We start from the raw sequence: 17,934 nt of genomic DNA, 5'->3' as shown, positions 1-17,934 counted from the left end.
TAGCGTCCCGCCCATGGAGCGTACGAGTGCGGGGGAGACCGCGGCGCAGGAGACGGACGCGGACAGCACACCGCAGGACGCGGAGAGATTCCGCGTCCTGTTCGTGTGCACGGGGAACATCTGCAGGTCGGCCATGGCCGAACGGCTCGCCCTGGCCGCGCTCGGGCCGGATTCGCCGATCCGCGTGGGCAGCGCGGGAACCCGCGCCAGGGCGGGGTGGCCGATGGCGGAACGGGCGCGTGAGGTGCTGCTGCGGCTCGGGGGGGATCCGGCGGGCTTCTCGTCACGCCCGCTCACCGCCGAAGCGGTGGCCCGTGCCGACCTCGTTCTCGCGGCCGCGACCGAGCACCGCGCCGAGTCGGTGGCCCTGCATCCTCTCGCGGCCGCGCGGGCGTTCACGATCGCCGAGTTCGGCGCGCTCGCCCGCGCGGTCCCTACCGAGATGGTGCTGAGCCACGGGCATCCCGCCCGCCGGGCACGGGCCCTGCTGGAGGAGGCCCACGCACTGCGAGGGCTGGTCCGGGTGGACCAGCCCGACATCGCGGACCCCTACGGGCGCTCCCGCAGAGCCTACCGGGAAGCGGCCCACCGCATCGCGGACTCCCTCGCCGTCCCTATCCGGTTGCTCACACAGGCGTCGGTGCCGTGACCTGAGCCGCCTCATGGTCCGTGGGGTTCGAGCCGTACCCGTAGCCATAGTACGAGTTGTGCTTGACCGGCACGAAGTTCAGCACCGTCCCGACGAGCCGGGCGTTGACCGACGACAGCAGCTCCACGGCCCGCGCCACCTGCTCGCGCCGCGTCTTGCCGTAGCGTGCGACGAGCAGCGCGCCGTCGGCGATCGCCGCGAGCGCCGCGGCGTCCGCGACGGGCAGCAGCGGTGGCGCGTCGAGGATCACCATGTCGTAGTCCTGAGTGAGCTGGTCCAGCAGCGAGCGCATTCCGTGCGAGCCGAGCAGCTCGCTGGGATTCGGCGGTATCTGACCGCTCGGCAGCACCGCCACGTCCGAGTGACCCCACGTCTGGACGACGTCCTGCAGGCGCGCCTTGCCGATCAGGACATCGGTGAGGCCGGTGGAACCCTCGATGCCCAGATAGTCCGGAATGCGGGGACGTCGGAGATCGCCGTCGACCAGGATCACCCGCCACCCCGCCTGGGCCAGCGTGATGGCCAGGTTCGAAGATGTGGTGGACTTGCCCTCCTCAGCCAGGCAACTCGTCACGACGAGCGACTTCGGCCGTTGGTCCACCCCGATGAACTGCAGGTTCGTCCGCAGCGACCGGAAGGACTCCGCTCGTGAGGACCGGCCGTTGTTGCGGCTGATGAGGGGGTGACGCCTCGCGTCCCGCTCGTACCCGATCATCCCGAGGACCGAGCTCCCGGCGACCCTCTGCAGGGCCTCCGAGGTCTTTACGGTGGTGTCGAGGCGATCACGCAGGACGAGCGCGCCCACGGAGAGGAACAGCGCGAGCAGGGCGCCGAGGGCCAGGTTGAGCTGCGGCTTGGGCGCGACCGGTGCGTTCGGGACCTCAGCCTTGTCGACCACGGTGATCCGTACCGTCGGGGGGCTCTTGGGAGTGGGCCTTTCGATCCGGTCGATCAGCCTGGCGAACGTCGCGCCCAGCGCATTGGCCCGGTCGGCCGCCCGCATGGGGTCGGTGTCGTTCACCGTGGCGCGGAGCAGGGCGGTGTTGGGCACGACCTCGGCGGTGATGCTCGCCTGGATGGCGTTGGCGTCTTTGCCGGTCGCGATCTGGCTCACCACCTGCCGGCTGGTCAGCAGAGTGGCATAGGACTGCACCCGCTGCTGGGACAGTGCTCCCGCCTGGAGGGCGGCCGAGACGCCGCCCTCCCTCTCGTCGGCGGAGACCAGCATGGAGATCGTCGCGACGTACTTGGGCGGGGTGTTCGCGGTGACCACCAGGGCGGCTCCCACTCCGATGCCGAGCGAGAGCAGGAGCAGCAGCCAGTTTCTGCGTACGAGCCGCGCGTAGTAGAGCAGTTCCATGAGTGTTACCGCTTTCCGATAGGAGATGGCTGTGGGCTGACCGACGGGTAGACCCGCATCCGTTGCGGCAGGCCGATCAGAACGCAGGCGGCCCCCAGCCCGATGAGCGACGCGTTGAGCGGCGAGATCCAGTGCAGTGTCATCACCAAATCCAGAATTCCGGTCACGGCCGCGAGAGCGGCGAGTGTCAGGGCCGTGAGCGGCTTGCTGAAACCGAGTCTGTGCAGACGATGGGACAGGTGGTCGGTTCCGCCCTGCATGATCGACCGGCCGGCCCTCGCGCGCGACAGCACCACGATTCCGGTGTCGACGATCGCGACGAAGGTCGGGAGGAGCAGGCCCGCGATCGCGGTGCCGGCGCTCCGGCCGGTGACCAGGAGGGCCGCCGAACAGGCGAGGACGAATCCGATGAACAGCGAACCGGCGTCCCCCATGAAGATCTTCGCAGGTGCCCAGTTGTACGGCAGGAAGCCCAGGGCGGACAGGAAGAGGGCCGCCAGGAGCAGACCGAGCAGCGGTTGACCGGATACGAAGGCCGTCGCCGCGAGAATCGCGGCGGACACAATGGCGACGGCGCCGAGAGCGCCGTCCATGTTGTCGAGCAGGTTGAAGGAGTTGGTGACCACGGCGATCCACACCAAGGTGGCCGGGACGTCCAGCCAGGTGCCGGTGAGCGGCGCCACGACCCCGCTCACCACGACGACACCGGCCGCCAGCGCCTGAACGGCCAGCCGGGTGATCGGGGGGAGCGGTATGAGATCGTCGATCAGGCCGAGCAGTGCCATGGCCACGGCGCCGACGAGGATGCCGGCGACCGGCTGGACGGCCGGCCCGGCGAGCGCGACCGGCGGGACGAGGGTGCCCAGCGCGATGGCGACCCCGCCCAGATAGGGTGTGGGCCGCCGGTGCGACTTGTGACCCCCGGGCCGGTCGACGATCCCCCAGCGCAGCGCCAAGCGCCGCAGCATATGTGTGGCCGCCGCGGTCAGGAGAAAGCCGCAAACCGCGACGGCCAGGACAGTGGAGCCGTTCATCGCGAGGGGGCCACCAGCTCCGCGTGGGCCTCGGCGATGGTCTCCTTCAGGATGTCGTCGAGCGTCCGGCCGGGTGACCAGCCGGTCAGCTCGCGCAGCCTGGTCGTGTCGGGGACACGGCGCGTCATGTCCTCGAAGCCCTCCCCGTAGGCCTTGGTGTACGGGACCAGCTCGATGGCCGACGTGCTTCCGGTCAGCTCGACGATGAGCTTGGCGAGCTCCAGGATGCTCACCTCGTGACTCGCGCCGATGTTGAACGTCTGGCCCACCGCGCCCTCGTGGTCGAGCAGGCGCACCAGCCCGTCGACCACGTCCTTGACGTGGGCGAAGCACCGGGTCTGGGTGCCGTCGCCGTACACGGTGAGGGGCGACCCGGTCACCGCCTGCCGGACGAGGGCGGGGATGACCATGCCGTAGGCGGGGCTCTGCCGGGGGCCGACGGTGTTGAACAGCCGCACGATGATCGTCGGCAGGCCGCGTTCCTTGTGATAGGTGTTGGCGAGGATCTCGTCGACGGCCTTGGCCGTGCTGTAGGACCATTTGGCCAGCGCCGGGCTGCCGAGGATGCGATCGGAGGACTCCGTGAGCGCGTCGCCGGCGTTCTTGCCGTAGATCTCGCTCGTGCTCGTCACGAGGATCTTGCGCCGGTAGCGGTGGGCCGCCTCGATGACCACCTCGGTGCCGCGGATGTTGGTGACGAAGGAGCGCAGCGGCTCCTTGAGGATCAGCTTGACCCCGACGGCCGCCGCGAGGTGGACGACCACGTCGCACTGGCGCACGAGCTCGTCGACCATGAGTGTGTCCAGCACCGATCCCTGGACGAAACGCAGGTTCGGGTGCGGGGTGAGGTTGGCGAGCCGACCTGTCGACAGGTCGTCGAGGACGACGACCGAGTCGCCGCGTGCGAGCAACGCGTCGCATAGATGGGAGCCGACGAAGCCGCTTCCTCCGGTGATGAGGTACGTGCGCTCTGCGGCGTCGATCATCGAATCCTCCTGGGATGTGTGCGTTGGGACGTGAAAGAGAGCATGCGAAACGGGTGTGCCGGGAGGGAGCGGGATCAGGACACCGCTCCGGAGGTCTTCTCGAACCACTCCACGGTCTGGCGCAGGCCCTCGCTCATCGGCACGGGCCGCACGCCGGGGAACAGTTCGAGAAGCAGCCGGGACGACGCCTGTGACACGTGGATGTCGCCCGCGCGCGGAGGCAGGAACGTCGCTTCCACGGGACGGCCGAGCACCGCGGCGAGGGCGTCCTTAAGGGACAGCAGCGAGGTGCGCGTCCCGTACGCGAGGTTCACCGGCGTGCCGCTCGCCACCCCGCGGACCACCGCCTCGGTGAGCACCTGCGCGACCGTTCCGACGAAGGTGAAGTCCCGCGCCTGGGTGCCGTCGCCGTGGATCGGCACCGGTTCGCCGGCGAGCGCGGCGGACACGAACGCCGGGATGACCGCCGCGTACGCGTGGCCGGCCGACTGCATGGGCCCGTACACATTGAAGAAGCGGAAGGGCAGCACCCGCAGGCCGAAGCTCGAGGCGTACGCCATGGCGTACGCCTCGGTGGCGAGCTTGCTCGCGGCATACGGGCTGAGCGGGCGCGTTGGCAGGTCCTCATGCTTGTACGGCTCGGTGCAGTTGCCATAGACGGAGGACGAGGAGGCCAGGACCAGGTGCGGCCGGGTCACCCGGCATGCCTCCAGGACGTGGAGCGTGCCTGTCGCGTTGGCCGTGTGCGACGCCAGCGGGTCCGCCAGCGACCTGGGCACCGATGGCCGCGCGGCGAGGTGCACGACAGCGGTCGCCCGGGCAACGAGGTCCGCCAGCAGTTCCCGGTCCAGGATGCTCCCGGTCACCAGTTCCACGCCTACGTCCTCGATGTTGCGCCGGTCGCCGGTGCTCAGGTCGTCGAGCACCGTGATGCTCTCGATCTCGGGCCGGGTGATGAGCGCGCGGCAGAGGTTCGCGCCGATGAAGCCGGCGCCGCCCGTCACAAGAATCCTCAATGTGTTGCTCTTTCAGACAAGGCGGTGCCGGGAGGCGCCGCGAAGTGATCGGTAAAGGGCTTCGGTGTCCGAGACGAGGCGTTCGACGCTGAACGCGCTCGTCGTCCAGTCGCGGGCCGCCTCGCCCATCCGGCGGGACAGGGTGGTGTCCGAGAGCAGCCGCACGACGTGTTTCGCGAGCTCGGCCGCGTCGGGAGCGGCGAGCAGACCGGTGTGTCCGTCGCGCACGACCTCGGCGACGCTGCCGACGCGGGTGGAGACAACGGGGGTTCCGGCCATGCCCGCCTCGACGAGCGTCAGCGGCGTGCCCTCGTTGTCGGCGGTCATCAGCACCACATCGGCGGCCGCGTAGACCGTCGCGACGTCCCTTCGCCACCCCAGCAGATGGAAGGAGTCCCGGGCGGAGCCGATGCCGCGCTCCAGCTCCTGCCTCAGCTCGCCGTCGCCGCAGACGATGAACCGGCAGCCGGGCACGCGGCGGAGCACGGCGTCCGCCACCTCGAGGAAGCGGTCGGGCCGCTTGATCCGGGTGAGCCTTCCGACATAGGCGACGACCGGCGCGTCGAGGGGGACTCCCAGCTCGGCGCGGGCCGCCTCCCTGCCGGGCACCGGGCCCAGCCGCACGCCGGGCGGGATGACGGCGTACTGCTCCCGCCGCCCGATCCCGGCGGCCAGCAGTTCGTCGCGGACCTGGGCCCCGACGGTCACCAGCCGGTCGGACATCGACGCGAGCGCCCGCTCCGTCTGTATGTAGAGGCGCAGCTTGGCAGGGGAGAAGTAGCCGTGCAGCAGGTGCCCGTGGAACACGTGCACCCGAGCCGCCCCCACCCCGGAAAGGCGGGCCGCCGTCCGCCCGAGCGCGCCCGCCTTGGCCGTACGGGTGTGCACGATGTGCGGCCGGAATTCCCGCATCGCACGAACCAGCTGAAAAAGGGCGCGCACGTCGTTCGCCGGGCTGATCGACCGGCCGAGGCCCTGCACCCGGTGCACCGGCACGGAGGCGTCACGCAGGCGCATATGGTCGCCTTCGGCGTCGCCGACATAGCCGATGTAGAGCCGGTGGTCGAACTCCTCGGAGTTCAGCCCCTCAGCCAGTCCCAAAACCTGCGTGGCGGGACCGCCCACATTCATACGGGCAATGATTTCCATGACACGAATCCGGCCGTCCGGCTTCATAGGGGATCCTCGCTGATAGGCCTGCCTCACGCCGGAGAAGCTAACTCGCCCGGGGATCTACGCACGGGTGCGCTCACCGTGACGGCGAAGAGTTTCCGATTTCGGTACTCCTGCATGATCGAGCACGGCGTCGTCCGGATTCTCGGCAAAATGCCTGGAGTTTGCGGGAAAGAAAAGGGTCAAGGGGCCGTGTGCCGCTTGAGGCCGGCTAATTCGACGATTTTCCTTACGCAGGTCGGAGTGAGCTTCGGGGGCTGGCCCGCAGCATTTCCCGCTCTACGGACAGCGGACGTGAACCGGACGGGAGAACATGAGCGATCTGCGGGTGTGCGAGGTAGTGAAGACCCTTGACATCGGCGGCGTCGAGGTGCTGCTCGTGGAGCGGCTCCTGGCCGCGCGGAAAGGGGTCGTGGACTACACCGTTATCTGCCTGCGAGCGTCGACCGACGACCTCATCGGGCGTCTGCGCTCGGCCGGGGTCACGGTCATCGATCTCACCGCTTGTGCCCGGCCGCTGGTCTACGCCAGGCTCGTCACCACGGTTCGCCGGCTCGCGCCCCACGTGCTGAACGTGCATTCCCCGGCGCCCGCCATCGCTCTCCGCCCGTTCGTCCGGCTCACCAGGCGCCGACCGGCTTTCGTCTCGACCGTCCACTGCGTGCGCTGGCCGAAGACCATGTGGCTCGACCGCCTGACCCGATGGCTGGACGACTGCACTGTCGCGGTGGCACCGCAGGTGGCTCGGTCGCGGGCCGTCACCGGCGCCCGGCGCGTGCTCACCCGCGTGCACGGCGTCGACGTAGGGCAGCAGCGGCGATGGGCCGCCCAGGCGAGCCTGCTGCGGCGTGAGTTCGATGTCCCGGAGGGCGCCTTCCTGTGCGCCTGCGTCGCCAACTTCCGGCCCGAGAAGAATCACCGGCGGCTCGTACACGCGGCGGCGGAGGTCATACGGAAGCGGCCGGAGGCCGTCTTCCTGCTCGCCGGTGAGGGCCCCCTGCGTGACGAGGTGGTCAGGGATGTGGACGCGCGCGGCCTCAGCGAGCGGATACGCGTCCTGGGGACGTTGCCCAGGGCCGCGCGCCTGGTGGCGGCGGCCGATCTTCTGGTGCTGAGCTCAGATCATGAAGCACTGCCGGTGGTGGTCATGGAGGCGCTCGCCGCGGGAGTTCCGGTCGTCTCCCCCCGGGTGGGGGGACTGCCCGACTTGGTCATCTCCGGCACAAACGGGATCTTGAGCAAGCCGGGGTCGGCCGACGCCCTCACCGAGGCGATCTTGCGGGCGATGGACCCGCGGATCCACCGCGCGTTGCGAGCCGGAGCCCTGGCCGGCGCGGAAAGCATGGACATGGCCGGCACTGCGGAGTGGTTCGAAGAGCTTTATGAGGAGCTGGCCGGGGGAGTGGGTGCCTGATGTGCGGCATCGCGGGGATCGTTTCGACGGCGGCGCCGGATCCGGAGCTCGTGCGGCGGATGTGCGACGTGATCGCGCACCGAGGGCCGGACGGCGAGGGTTTCTACAGCGACGAGCGCGCGGCGCTCGGAATGCGACGCTTGGCGATCATCGATGTGGCCACCGGTGACCAGCCGGTCCGCAATGAGGACGGCATGGTCGTCGCGGTCTTCAACGGTGAGATCTACAACTTCGCGGAGTTGAGGCGCGACCTGGAACGGCGCGGCCACCGGTTGCGTTCGGCCGGTGACTCCGAATGCCTCGTCCACCTTTACGAGGAGCACGGCGCCGACCTGGTCCACCGGTTGCGTGGGATGTTCGGCTTCGCGATCTGGGACCGTGCCCGTGGGCGGCTCGTCCTCGCGCGTGACCGGGTAGGCAAGAAGCCGCTGTTCTGGCGATCCGACGGCGACACGATCTGGTTCGGATCCGAGCTGAAGTCGCTCGCGCAGGATCCCGGCATGCGCAGGGAGGTGGACCCGGTCTCGCTGCATCACTACCTCACCTATCAGTACGTCCCGGCGCCGTGGTCGATCTACCGAGGGGTGCGGAAGCTGCCTCCCGGACACGTGCTGGTCTGGGAGCGGGGCCGGATCACGATGCACCGCTACTGGACGCCGGACTGGACCGCCCGCCGGGTGACCGACATCCGCGAAGAAGAAGAGCGGCTACGCGAACTGCTCCTGGAGGCGACGAGGATCCGCATGGTGAGCGAGCGCCCCGTCGGGGCGTTCCTCTCGGGTGGAATCGACTCGTCCGCGGTGGTCGCCGCCATGGCGATGCAGAGCGGCGAGCCGGTCAAGACGTTCTGCATCGGCTTCGAGGACGGCAGGTACGACGAGCGCCGCAAAGCGCGGCTGGTCGCCGAGCGTTACGGCACCGACCATCACGAGCTGGTCGTGACCGGTGACATGCTCCACGTTCTTCCCCGCCTCGCCTGGCAGTTCGACGAACCCTTCGCCGACTCCTCTGCGATCCCGAGCTTCTACGTGGCGGGGTTGAGCCGCAGGCACGTCACGGTGGCGCTGAACGGAGACGGCGGGGACGAGTCCTTCGGCGGTTACCGGCGCTATGCCCTCATGGACATGGCACGCGCGTTGCCTCACCTGCCCCGGCCGCTGGCCGGGGTGTGCCGCTTCGTCGGCACGGCCATGGTGGAGCGGAGCGACTACGGGACCCTGCGGCGGCGGCTCGGCCGGGTCATCCGGTTCGCGGGCGAGCCGCCCTCGCGCCGCTACGCCGGCCTGATGTGCCGCTGCCTGGAGGAGCAGAAGGCGAGAATATACAGCGACGACCTGCGCGACCTGCTGGCCGGTGCGGACAGCGGCAGCCTCGTCGAGAATCTGTTCCTCGGCTCGCGCGCGGCGACGGATCTCGGCCGGGCCCAGGACGCCGACATCGCCGCCTACCTTCCCGGCGACCTTCTGGTCAAGGTCGACACAACCACGATGGCGCACTCGCTGGAGGGCAGGTCGCCGTTCCTCGACCACCACCTCATGGAGTGGGCCGCCGGACTCCCCGGCGCTCTGAAGGTCCGCCGCGGCCGGACCAAGCTGCTGCTGAGACAGGCCGTCGCCGGCTGGCTGCCTCAGGAGTTGCTGCACAGCCCCAAGAAGGGATTCGGGGTCCCGCTCGCCGCCTGGCTGCGCGGCGAACTGCGTGACCTGGCATGGGAGGTCCTGACCGACCAAACGGCTCGAGGGCGCGGCCTGTTCAGGCCGGAGGCCGTACAGGCTCTGTTGCTGCGGCATATGAGCGGCGCGGACCACAGCGACATCCTCTGGTCTTTGATGCAGTTCGAACTCTGGCAGCGGGCGCACGCCATCCAGCAGGTGAACGGCGTACGCCCGTGCAGCGCCGCAGAGGCCATCGGCACGCCCTGACCTGCCGACGACCGGGGCGTACCGATGGGGGTCCGTTCGGCCAGGCGTCCGGACCGCGGCTCGCAGTGAGCCGGCGCCCCCGCAGCCGAGGCGGTGACCGGCCTCGGCGCGGGTATCCCGGCGGGGAGTGACGGCCGCCAGGTCGCGTAAGTGGGCGCGGTTCCTGGTGACGGCGCGCTCGGCGGCGGCGCCGAGATTCACAAAAATGTGCCACCGGCCGGCGACCTGGATCATCGTCTGCGAGGCACCACGGGCGGCGCCCTCGGCGTAGCAGCCGGCCCTGTCCCGGCAGACGATCTCCACGCCGATGGTCGGGCCGGCCACCTGCTGGGCCAAGGTCTTCGCGCCGCAGGCGCCGCTGCCGCACCGAAAACGCCGTACCCGCAGGTGAAGCGCCGTCTCCTGGCCGCCGACCGCGGTATCGCACGAGCCGAGTGTCGGAAGGTGACAGAACCGGCGCCAGAGTCGCTTTTCACGCCTCATCGACAGCGGCGCCACTTGGTGCCGACCGCCGTTCAGGGCAGGATCGCGCAGGCCATAGGGTCTTCCGCCCCGGCCGGCAGCGGATGTCCGAGTCCCATCCCGGCGAAGACCACCACCAGCAGGGTGCCGGCTCCGGCCGCGATCCACCAGCCGCGGCTCATCGCCCGCTTCCCTCCTGACAGGAGCAGGGCGCAACCCAGGACGCCGAGCAGGACGACGGGGAGCGCGAACCGCGTCTCTGTCGAAGACGTGACCAGCGTGGCACACACTCCGATCAGCGTCGCGACCACGGTCACGGAGTAACCGCGAAGTGGCCCGCGACGGCAGCGGACCGCCAGGGCGATCAGCGCCAGGGCTCCGCACACGGTCACCGCGGAAACCGGCAGGAGCAAGCTGTAGCTCTCCGTGGCGGTCGGGTTGCTGTATGGCGTTGCCGGCGACCATGCCAGCGCCGCCGAGAACTTCTCCGCGAGGAATACGGCCGACCAGGGGAAGTTGCCGATCAGGGTGTGGAGCAGCCCGCCCCCCGCTGCGGAAGCCATGTGAGGATCGCAGTAGAACTGCCGCGGCAGACTGGACAGGACGGTGTCGTATCTGACCACGTAAGAGCCCAGGTCGGCCTGGTAGCGCGCCAGGGTCCATGTCGCGGGCGGCACAGGAACCCACCAGAACCCCCACACCACGTTCAGGAGGAACTGCGGGAGGAGGGCGACGGCCGCTCCGGGAAGCAACCAGAGGGCGCGGAACCGATGGAGGACCGCCACCACCGCCGTGACCGCCGCCAAGGGGAGGAGGTAGGCCGGCCGGATATTGAAGGCGATACCCGCGCACAGACCCGTGAGCGCGATTCCCAAGGGCGATCGCTTCGCTGCGAACAGGACAGCACCGAGGAACGCGGCGGCGGCAGGGAGATCCATCAGCGGATACGGTGCGAATCGTGCACCGACGAGCCAGACCAGGGCCGCGCACGCGCCTGTGACGAGGGGGCCTCGTACGCCCAGCGCCTTCGCGATGGCCGGGAGCAGGACGGCCCCGACCACCGCCATGATGAGCGAGTTCTCGACGAGGACCGCGGCTTCGCCTGAGCCTGGGAAGAGCCTGTCCATCAGCGCGGGCGGCGAATACGAGAGGTACGCCAGAATCCCGCGCAGGCGGAGGGGCAGCTCGAGGAGCGAGTCGAGCCCTGCCAACGCTCCGTCCTTCGTGGCCGAACTGGCGATCGACTCCAACCCGGCATGCGATCTCAAACCGCCACTGAGAATATTCGCCCACGCGGCCTTGGCCCCCGACCAGTACGCCTGGGCGTCGAAACGGAAGCCGTGTGCCGGGCGCTGGGCGACCGTGAAGACGAAAAGCAATCCCGCAGCGACAAATGAGGTGGCGCGGCGGCGAGTCCTGGCCGCTGGCTCAGTCACGGCAGCCTGACCGAAACCGGGCGGAGTCTCCGTCACGGCGGTCACATGGAGTGTCATGACGACGTTGTACCAGGATGCGACAAGCGGGTCGGAGAGCCACGCCATCGAGCCGCTTCCCGTAAATATTCGCAATGGCGCAGTCAAGAAGTGTCGGCGGCGACGCGCGATGCAATGGCATGGCGAAATAGATTTTTTGCGGGGACTTGGCATCTGGAGGCGGCCATGCGTCCGCCGTCCTGCGGACTTCTCTCGGTTACATTGTCTCGACCTTCCGGAGAGCTCTCGGCCACCCCAGTATTCAGGTGATTCTTAGTGGAGTACGTAGTCGTCGCGGCGGCCGCGGCAATGCTGGTCTTCCTCGTCCAGGCCTGCTTGGAGGGCGCTGTGGCGCGGCGCGCCCTGTGGGTGCTGCTCCTGGCCTTCGCCGTGCGATTGCTCGTTCACCTCCTGGTCGTGCGCACCGGCCTGCTGCCCTACGGCGGCGACAATTACGCTTACTTCAAAAGAGCGTTGGACATCGTCGCGTACTGGGACCGCGAGGGAATGCAATTCGTCACCGCGGACCAGATTCCCGCGCTCTACTCCGTCACGGTGCCCTGCAACATCTTCGCGTTCATCTTCTACCTGTGCGGCGGCCCTGCCCCCTTGGCATGCACATCTGTGGTAGCGCTGGTCGCCTGCGCGCTGTGCATCGTCATGTACCGGTTCGCCGGGCTCATCGGAGCCGACGAACGGGCCGCCTTCAGGCTGCTCGTCCTCACGGCGTTCATTCCCGCGCTTCTGCTGCACACGTCGGACATGTTCAAGGACGGTTTCAACGCGTTCCTCGTTGTGGCGTGCCTCGGTCTGGCGGCCTCTAACGTGCAGAAATTCGATGTCCGGAAATTGCTGTTGCTCGCACCGCTGCTGTGGGCGCTGTGGAACGTGCGCCCCTACATGGTGTTCATGTGCGGACTGCCCCTCGTCCTCGGCTTCGTCGGGTCCAGGCGCGCTCTCCCCATGGGCGTGCTCGCCCTCGTCGCGGTCGTTCTGTCGCTCTTCGTGTTCTTCCCGGAAACGACGCAGGATGTGGCCCTGGGATCACTTCAGGAGCAACTCGAGACCGGGCAGTCCGAAGCGGTGCGCAGCGCCAACGCTCAAGGGGGCTCCGGTGTCGTTTTCGACGACGGTGGGAATCCGTGGAGCGCGTTGGGGCCGAAGCTGCTCTACACCCTGTTGTCTCCGTTCCCCTGGTCGGGCGGAAGCATGGTCCTCCAGCTCGGAAAAATCGAAACCCTGCTGTGGTACTACCTCCTCTTCTGGGCGGTGAGAGGCGCCCGCGACCTGTGGCGCCATGACCGCCGGGTGTTCATGATCCTTCTGCTTTTCGTCGTCCCCTGCACGATCGTGTACGCGACGAGCATGTCCAACATCGGTCTCATCTTCCGGCAGCGGATACCAATCGTCATGGCCGTGAGCCTGCTGTCCGCGTTCGCCTGGACGCGAGCCAGGCAGAACCCTGCCCCGGAGCCTGCCCAGCCGCTGGAACACGCGATTCGCTGAAGCAAATCAGGAGCGAACATGAGGATTTTGCACATCGGACACCGACTGCCGCCGGAGCCCGGGGGCAAGGAGCTTTATATCGAACGGCTCGTCCGCGAGCAGGTGCGGCGCGGCCATGAGGTGATCGTCGCGCACCGGCGAGGCGAGATGCTTCCCGGCGCCGAACCGTTGTGCTTGGCCCGCACCTGGCCCGGCCGGGCGGCCGCCCTGAAATCGGATGAGCTCGCCTTCGCGACGGAATGCGCCAAGGCCTTGCCTCGTACCCGCGGGCTCGATGTCATCCACCTGCACGGGGACCACCGTGAGGCGCTCGCGCTCGGCCCCGCCGCGCGGCGCCTCGGCATACCGCTCGTGCTTCACATCCATGGAGCCCTCCCGATGCGCCACCGCTGGATCATGCCGTGGGCGTTCCGCCATGTGGATGGATTCATCACGGTGGGTGCGCGGCCCAGGGCGGATCTGCTCGCTGCCGGCGTCCCCGACCGGTTGATTCATGTGGTGCCGAGCGGCGTGGACTTCCGTCTTCTCACCGAATTCCGCAGCTGCGGCCGACCCGAGCGGGGGCTGATCGTCAGCGTGGGTTCGCTGCTGAAGGTCAAGAACCACGAGCTGACCATCGAGGCGTTCCACCGCCTGCGGGCCGTCCGGCCGGACGTCCGCCTCGTCATCGCGGGAGGCGGGCCGGAGCGAGACCGGCTGCGGAGGCTCGCGGCCGTCGGCCCGGGGATCGAGTTCGCCGGGCATGTCTCCCAGGAGCAGGTCTGGTCGCTGGTGAGCCGGGCGGAGGTCTTCGTGCAGTCGTCCAGGAGGATGCGTGCCATGGGGGAGGGGATACCGACCGCGGCGCTGGAGGCAATGGCGCTCGGCACCGCTGTCCTCCTCTCGTCGGAGGCCTCGCTGGACCCGGTGATCCCGCGGGACTGCTATCGGATCTTCCGTTCCCGGTCGGTGACCGACCTGGTCGCCCAGCTCGATGCTCTTCTCCACGACGACGAAGTGCGTTCGAGGCTGAGTGAAAAGGGCGTCCGAGCCGCAGAGGACGTCGACTGGCAACTGGTGGCCGCGCGCATCGAGCGGTGGTACGAGAGCGTACGCGGAGTGCCCGTCCTGGCGGCGACGTGAACGTGAGGGGCGTCCGGTTCCCGGGAGCAGGACGCTTGCTGCCGGGTGGACGGCATCTGCGGACCTTCACATCACTGAGTGCGGCCGGGCTCGGCGAGGCCGTCTTGCCGGCGCTCAGCCTGATAGCCCTCGTCAGGGTCACCGGACCCGAGGCCGCCGGGCAGGTCATCTTCGCCCAGTCCGTCGCGAACCTGGGATTCCTCCTGTGCGATCCCTGCCTCGAGAACGCCGCGCAGCGGTTCGTCCCGGTGGAGCAGCGGCGTAGCGGCCGTGGCTATGCGCTGTTCCTCCGCCTCCTGCGGCTGGACGCGGGGATCGGCCTTGCGGCGACCTCGGTCGCCCTCGTGGCGGTCCTGGGCGCCTGGCTCGCGGGCCTGGCATCGGACGTCCTCGCGCTCCTGCTCGCTCTTTCGGTGGTCGGAAGAGGGGCCACGGCGCCGTACGGCACGGCCACAGCGGGGTTCGCCCTGGCGGATCGGTTGCAGGTGTCGGGGATGTTGCGTGTGCTCGGCGCGCTCCTGTCGTTCGTGCTCTCCCTGGCCGGGCTCTTCGCCGGCGGCCCATTGTTCTACCTGGCAGGTCAGGCGGTGGCCGCCCTGTTGATGGCGGCGGGGTTCTGCCTGCTCGCGTCGCGCGCGGCGGCGCGGACGCTGGGTGCGTGCAGGGGCGGTACGCCGCCCCTGCCGGCGGGGATCTTCCGGTTCACCCTGTCGACCTCGATCGGCACGAGCGTGGCGAGCGTCTCCGACTTCGGGATCCTTGCCGTCGCCGGCCCTGTCGGAGGCCCGCCGCTCGTCACCATCCTCAAGATCGCAATGGCTCCCGGGCGTTTCTACGCCAACCTGGCCATCCCGGTCGCCGCGATGCTGTACCCACGGCTCGCCCAGGCGGCCGCACACGGAGCCGGTGAGGCCGGCGTCAGACGCGACATCACGCGTGCCACGCTACTGCTCGCGGCGGCCGGGGCGGTGACGGCCGTCCTCGCGATCCCGGCGCTCGGCACCGTCATCGCCATCGCCTACGGAAGGGAGTATGCCGGCACCGGCACGGTGGCGGTGCTGCTGCTCGGTGCCGCCTGCGTGAAGGGCATCGCCTGCTGGTCCAATGTCCTTCCCCTCGCCATGGGAAGGCCCGGCTGGCGGCTCGTGTACCTCAGCACCGAGGCCGCCCTGCTCGTCGGAACGCTGCTCGTCGCCGGTCGGGTGACATCCGGCGCACTGGCGACCGCTCTTCCCTTCGCGTGGGGCACGCTGGTCATCGCCGTTCTCGGCACCAGCTTCTGGATCATGTCACTGGGCCGCCTCATCAGGCCCTGCCCGGATCTGGGCACTCCCACGGCCGAGCGCGTGGCCGCCCGACAGACTTGACAACCACAAAGGGCGGCAAGGAAACAGCGGGCCACGTGTGTCGGGGCCGGTGCCCGGCCTTCTCCTCGTCAGGATCGCGCTCATGGACACGACCTCGCCCGTCCGCCGTGCCGACTCGAACCCGCGCCTGCCGGAACGGGCGCGCCGACGGACGGTAGGAGATGCCTTCGCGTCACGGTGGCTTCCCGCTGTCACGGTGACCGCGCTCACCGCCGCGGTTCTGCTCCACTACGGCGTCTCTGCACGCGACCTGCTGGTCTTCGCCGCTTATGTCCTTCTGTGCCTGACCGTACCCGGCGTACTGCTGATCCGGGCCCTGTACGGCGGAAGCCGCACAGCGGCAGAAGAGGCCGCCCTCGGGCTGGGCCTGGGCTACGCCGTCGAAGTCTTCGCCTATATCGCCGCCCGCACGATCGGTCTTCCCCTGCTGGTGCTGGCCTGGCCCGTTACCACCTACGCCCTGTTCCTGCTGCTGCCGCGCCTACGCAGACACTGGAAGCGCCCGCCCCGCCGGCCCACCCCCTTGTGGTGGTCGTGGGCACTCGCCCTGATCATGCTCTACCTGCTGGCGCTGGGCGTGGTGACCTTCTTCAGTAAGAACGCCCTCACCTGGCCCGGGCTCGCCACCTCGTACATCGACATGCCCTACCACCTGGCCCTGATCGGCGAGCTGAAGAACCAGATGCCGCCCACGGTGCCGGTGGCCGCGGGGGAGCCGCTCTTCTATCACTGGTTCGTCTACGCGCACTTCGCCGCCTCCAGCTGGATCACCGGCATCGAGCCGCTGGTCCTGCTGTTCCGTCTCGGCATGGTGCCCATGATGGCCGCCATAGTCGTCCTCTTCGGCATGATCGGAAGGCGGGTCACCGGTTCGCTTACGGGCGCCCTGGTGGCACTGGCCGGCACGGTCTTCATGGCGGCACCCAACCTTTATCTGGGAGCGAACATCGGCCTGTTCACCTGGCGGGGTTTCGAGTCGTGGACCAGTCCGAGCCAGACCTTCGGCGCTCTCCTCTTCGCTCCCGTCGTGCTGCTGATGATCGACATGCTTGGCGAGGGCCGGCGGCACGGCGTGCGTGCCTGGGTGCTGCTCTGCGTGTTCTGCCTCGCGGTGATGGGGGCGAAGGCGACCCATCTGCCTCCTCTCGCCGCAGGCCTCGCCCTGGTCGCGGGAGTCCAGGCGATCAGGCGCCGCCGGCCGCTGTGGCCGGTGCTCACCATGCTCGGCCTGACCATCGCGTGTTCCGCCTACGCGCAGCTTGTACTGTTCGGCGGGGCGCGACAGGCCATGATCGTCGACCCGCTGTCGCTGCTGCGCCATACCTGGGCGGAGCTGACCGGTCGTTCCGGGGCGGTCGCACCTCTCGTGTCCGTTATCGGGATTACCCTGCTCTACCTGCTGTGTCTCATGGTCACCTGGTGCGGTGTCCTCGGACTGCTGCGCAGACCACGGCTCCTTCTGCGGCCCGCCGTGATGCTCCTGCTCGGCATGGGCGCCGCTTGCTGCGGCGCGGTGCTGCTCCTCGGCCACCCGGCCGCGGGCCAGCTCTACTTCTTCGGCGCCGGCTACCCGTACCTGATGATCGTCGCCGCCTACGGGCTCGTGACCGTGGCGCATCGGGCGGTGATCTCGCTGCCCGCGATCGCGTACGCGGTGGGAGTGGGGGTCGTGGGTGCATACCTGGTGCGGACGCTCTGCGACGTCAGGGCGCCGTTGTCTCCCGGGCAGCCGGAGAGCGTCCTCTACCGGCCCTACCTGGCCCTGACGGTCGTCGCCGCCGCGACGGTCGCGGCCCTGCTCCTCCGCAGGGGCGGCGTGCGCGCCTGGGCGTTCGCGCTCGTCGTGTTCACCGCAGTGGGGTGGCCCGCGGCCTGGGCCGCCCGCGTATTGCCGACTGTGGGCACCGTCCCGTCGGTTCCCCGCGGGGTGCCGCCGGTGGGGCCGCAGGCGATCCCGAGCGGACTGGTGGAGACGGCACGGTGGTTGCGCGCGCGGAGCGCACCCGACGATCTGGTCGCGACCAATGTGCACTGCCGCTGGGGCTACGAGACTCCCTGCGACACCCGGCAGTTCTGGGTGTCCGCACTGACCGAGCGGCGCGTGCTGGTCGAGGGGTGGGCGTACTCGGACAGGAGCCAGAGCCGCTGGCGGCCGGGGGAGGCGACGGAGTACCTGCCGTTCTGGGACGCGGAGCGGCTGCGCGCGAACGACCTGGCCTTCGCCTCGCCGTCAAGGGAGGGGGTCGGGCGGCTGCGTGATCGGTACGGGGTGCGCTGGCTGCTCGTCGACGACCGGTATGCGCCCCGGGCCGCCGCGCTCGGCGAATTCGCCGAACTGCGATTCCGCTCCGGTGACTACGCGCTCTACCACCTCGCATGACGCGGATGCATAAAAGACCAGGCAAGAACGCCCCCCGCCCGGAGTCCCCGGGCTCATCCGGCGCCTTTCGA

General features: G+C 69.2%; 13 protein-coding genes. 7 read left to right on the top strand and 6 right to left on the bottom strand.

Annotated elements, in window-relative coordinates; genetic code table 11:
• The first annotated feature begins 13 nt into the window (after window positions 1-13).
• Complete coding sequence (locus tag ABZ860_RS18880) at window positions 14-649, top strand: hypothetical protein (protein ID WP_357221696.1); 636 nt, start codon at window positions 14-16, stop codon at window positions 647-649.
• On the opposite strand, the gene ABZ860_RS18875 is transcribed toward ABZ860_RS18880, so the two are convergent.
• The 5 genes from ABZ860_RS18875 to ABZ860_RS18855 all read right to left on the bottom strand — a co-directional run bounded on the left by ABZ860_RS18875 (window position 627) and on the right by ABZ860_RS18855 (window position 6,176).
• Complete coding sequence (locus tag ABZ860_RS18875) at window positions 627-2,009, bottom strand: polysaccharide biosynthesis tyrosine autokinase (RefSeq protein WP_357221693.1); 1,383 nt, start codon at window positions 2,007-2,009, stop codon at window positions 627-629. The genes ABZ860_RS18880 and ABZ860_RS18875 overlap by 23 nt on opposite strands.
• A 5-nt stretch (window positions 2,010-2,014) precedes the next feature.
• Entirely contained in the window at window positions 2,015-2,965 is a 951-nt protein-coding gene (locus ABZ860_RS18870; protein ID WP_357221690.1) for an MraY family glycosyltransferase, read from the bottom strand.
• A gap of 74 nt (window positions 2,966-3,039) precedes the next feature.
• On the bottom strand, window positions 3,040-4,029 hold the full coding sequence (locus ABZ860_RS18865; RefSeq protein ID WP_357221687.1) for an NAD-dependent epimerase/dehydratase family protein: 990 nt from the start codon (window positions 4,027-4,029) through the stop codon (window positions 3,040-3,042).
• Between the two features lie 74 nt (window positions 4,030-4,103).
• Window positions 4,104-5,045, bottom strand: a complete 942-nt coding sequence (locus ABZ860_RS18860) for an NAD-dependent epimerase/dehydratase family protein (protein ID WP_357221685.1) — start codon at window positions 5,043-5,045, stop codon at window positions 4,104-4,106.
• 12 nt (window positions 5,046-5,057) lie between these two features.
• On the bottom strand, window positions 5,058-6,176 hold the full coding sequence (locus ABZ860_RS18855; RefSeq protein ID WP_357221682.1) for a glycosyltransferase: 1,119 nt from the start codon (window positions 6,174-6,176) through the stop codon (window positions 5,058-5,060).
• A 355-nt stretch (window positions 6,177-6,531) separates the two neighbouring features.
• Between ABZ860_RS18855 and ABZ860_RS18850 the strand changes: the two genes are divergently transcribed.
• Both ABZ860_RS18850 and asnB read left to right on the top strand, forming a co-directional pair.
• Window positions 6,532-7,632 (top strand): glycosyltransferase, encoded by a 1,101-nt coding sequence (locus ABZ860_RS18850; protein ID WP_357221679.1) that lies wholly within the window; start codon window positions 6,532-6,534, stop codon window positions 7,630-7,632.
• A complete protein-coding gene (gene asnB, locus ABZ860_RS18845) occupies window positions 7,632-9,554 on the top strand; it encodes an asparagine synthase (glutamine-hydrolyzing) (protein ID WP_357221676.1) in 1,923 nt (640 codons plus the stop codon). Before ABZ860_RS18850 ends, asnB begins: the two co-directional genes overlap by 1 nt.
• Before the next feature lie 515 nt (window positions 9,555-10,069).
• On the opposite strand, the gene ABZ860_RS18840 is transcribed toward asnB, so the two are convergent.
• The gene (locus ABZ860_RS18840; RefSeq protein WP_357221674.1) at window positions 10,070-11,557 is read right to left on the bottom strand and encodes a hypothetical protein; all 1,488 of its coding nucleotides are present in this window, start codon (window positions 11,555-11,557) and stop codon (window positions 10,070-10,072) included.
• Window positions 11,558-11,764: 207 nt separating this feature from the next.
• Between ABZ860_RS18840 and ABZ860_RS18835 the strand changes: the two genes are divergently transcribed.
• The 4 genes from ABZ860_RS18835 (at window position 11,765) to ABZ860_RS18820 (ending at window position 17,863) form a co-directional block, all read left to right on the top strand.
• A complete protein-coding gene (locus ABZ860_RS18835; RefSeq protein ID WP_357221671.1) occupies window positions 11,765-12,994 on the top strand; it encodes a hypothetical protein in 1,230 nt (409 codons plus the stop codon).
• Between the two features lie 27 nt (window positions 12,995-13,021).
• The gene (locus tag ABZ860_RS18830) at window positions 13,022-14,116 is read left to right on the top strand and encodes a glycosyltransferase family 4 protein (RefSeq protein WP_357221668.1); all 1,095 of its coding nucleotides are present in this window, start codon (window positions 13,022-13,024) and stop codon (window positions 14,114-14,116) included.
• A 104-nt stretch (window positions 14,117-14,220) separates the two neighbouring features.
• The gene (locus tag ABZ860_RS18825) at window positions 14,221-15,483 is read left to right on the top strand and encodes a hypothetical protein (protein ID WP_357221665.1); all 1,263 of its coding nucleotides are present in this window, start codon (window positions 14,221-14,223) and stop codon (window positions 15,481-15,483) included.
• A gap of 196 nt (window positions 15,484-15,679) precedes the next feature.
• The gene (locus ABZ860_RS18820) at window positions 15,680-17,863 is read left to right on the top strand and encodes a hypothetical protein (protein ID WP_357221662.1); all 2,184 of its coding nucleotides are present in this window, start codon (window positions 15,680-15,682) and stop codon (window positions 17,861-17,863) included.
• Window positions 17,864-17,934 lie beyond the last annotated feature (71 nt).

The organism is Microbispora sp. NPDC046973 (genome assembly GCF_040644495.1).
Classification (GTDB): domain Bacteria; phylum Actinomycetota; class Actinomycetes; order Streptosporangiales; family Streptosporangiaceae; genus Microbispora.
The sequence above is the reverse complement of the archived record's forward strand: the minus strand, read 5'-3'. Positions and strand labels throughout refer to the sequence as shown.

Excerpts from the sequence above, each read along its gene's own strand:
- ABZ860_RS18855 (WP_357221682.1), bottom strand. The coding sequence starts at position 6,176 with ATGAATGTGGGCGGTCCCGCCACGCAGGTTTTGGGACTGGCTGAGGGG.
- ABZ860_RS18840 (WP_357221674.1), bottom strand. The coding sequence starts at position 11,557 with ATGGCGTGGCTCTCCGACCCGCTTGTCGCATCCTGGTACAACGTCGTC.
- ABZ860_RS18850 (WP_357221679.1), top strand. The coding sequence starts at position 6,532 with ATGAGCGATCTGCGGGTGTGCGAGGTAGTGAAGACCCTTGACATCGGC.
- asnB (WP_357221676.1), top strand. The coding sequence starts at position 7,632 with ATGTGCGGCATCGCGGGGATCGTTTCGACGGCGGCGCCGGATCCGGAG.
- ABZ860_RS18865 (WP_357221687.1), bottom strand. The coding sequence starts at position 4,029 with ATGATCGACGCCGCAGAGCGCACGTACCTCATCACCGGAGGAAGCGGC.
- ABZ860_RS18880 (WP_357221696.1), top strand. The coding sequence starts at position 14 with ATGGAGCGTACGAGTGCGGGGGAGACCGCGGCGCAGGAGACGGACGCG.
- ABZ860_RS18875 (WP_357221693.1), bottom strand. The coding sequence starts at position 2,009 with ATGGAACTGCTCTACTACGCGCGGCTCGTACGCAGAAACTGGCTGCTG.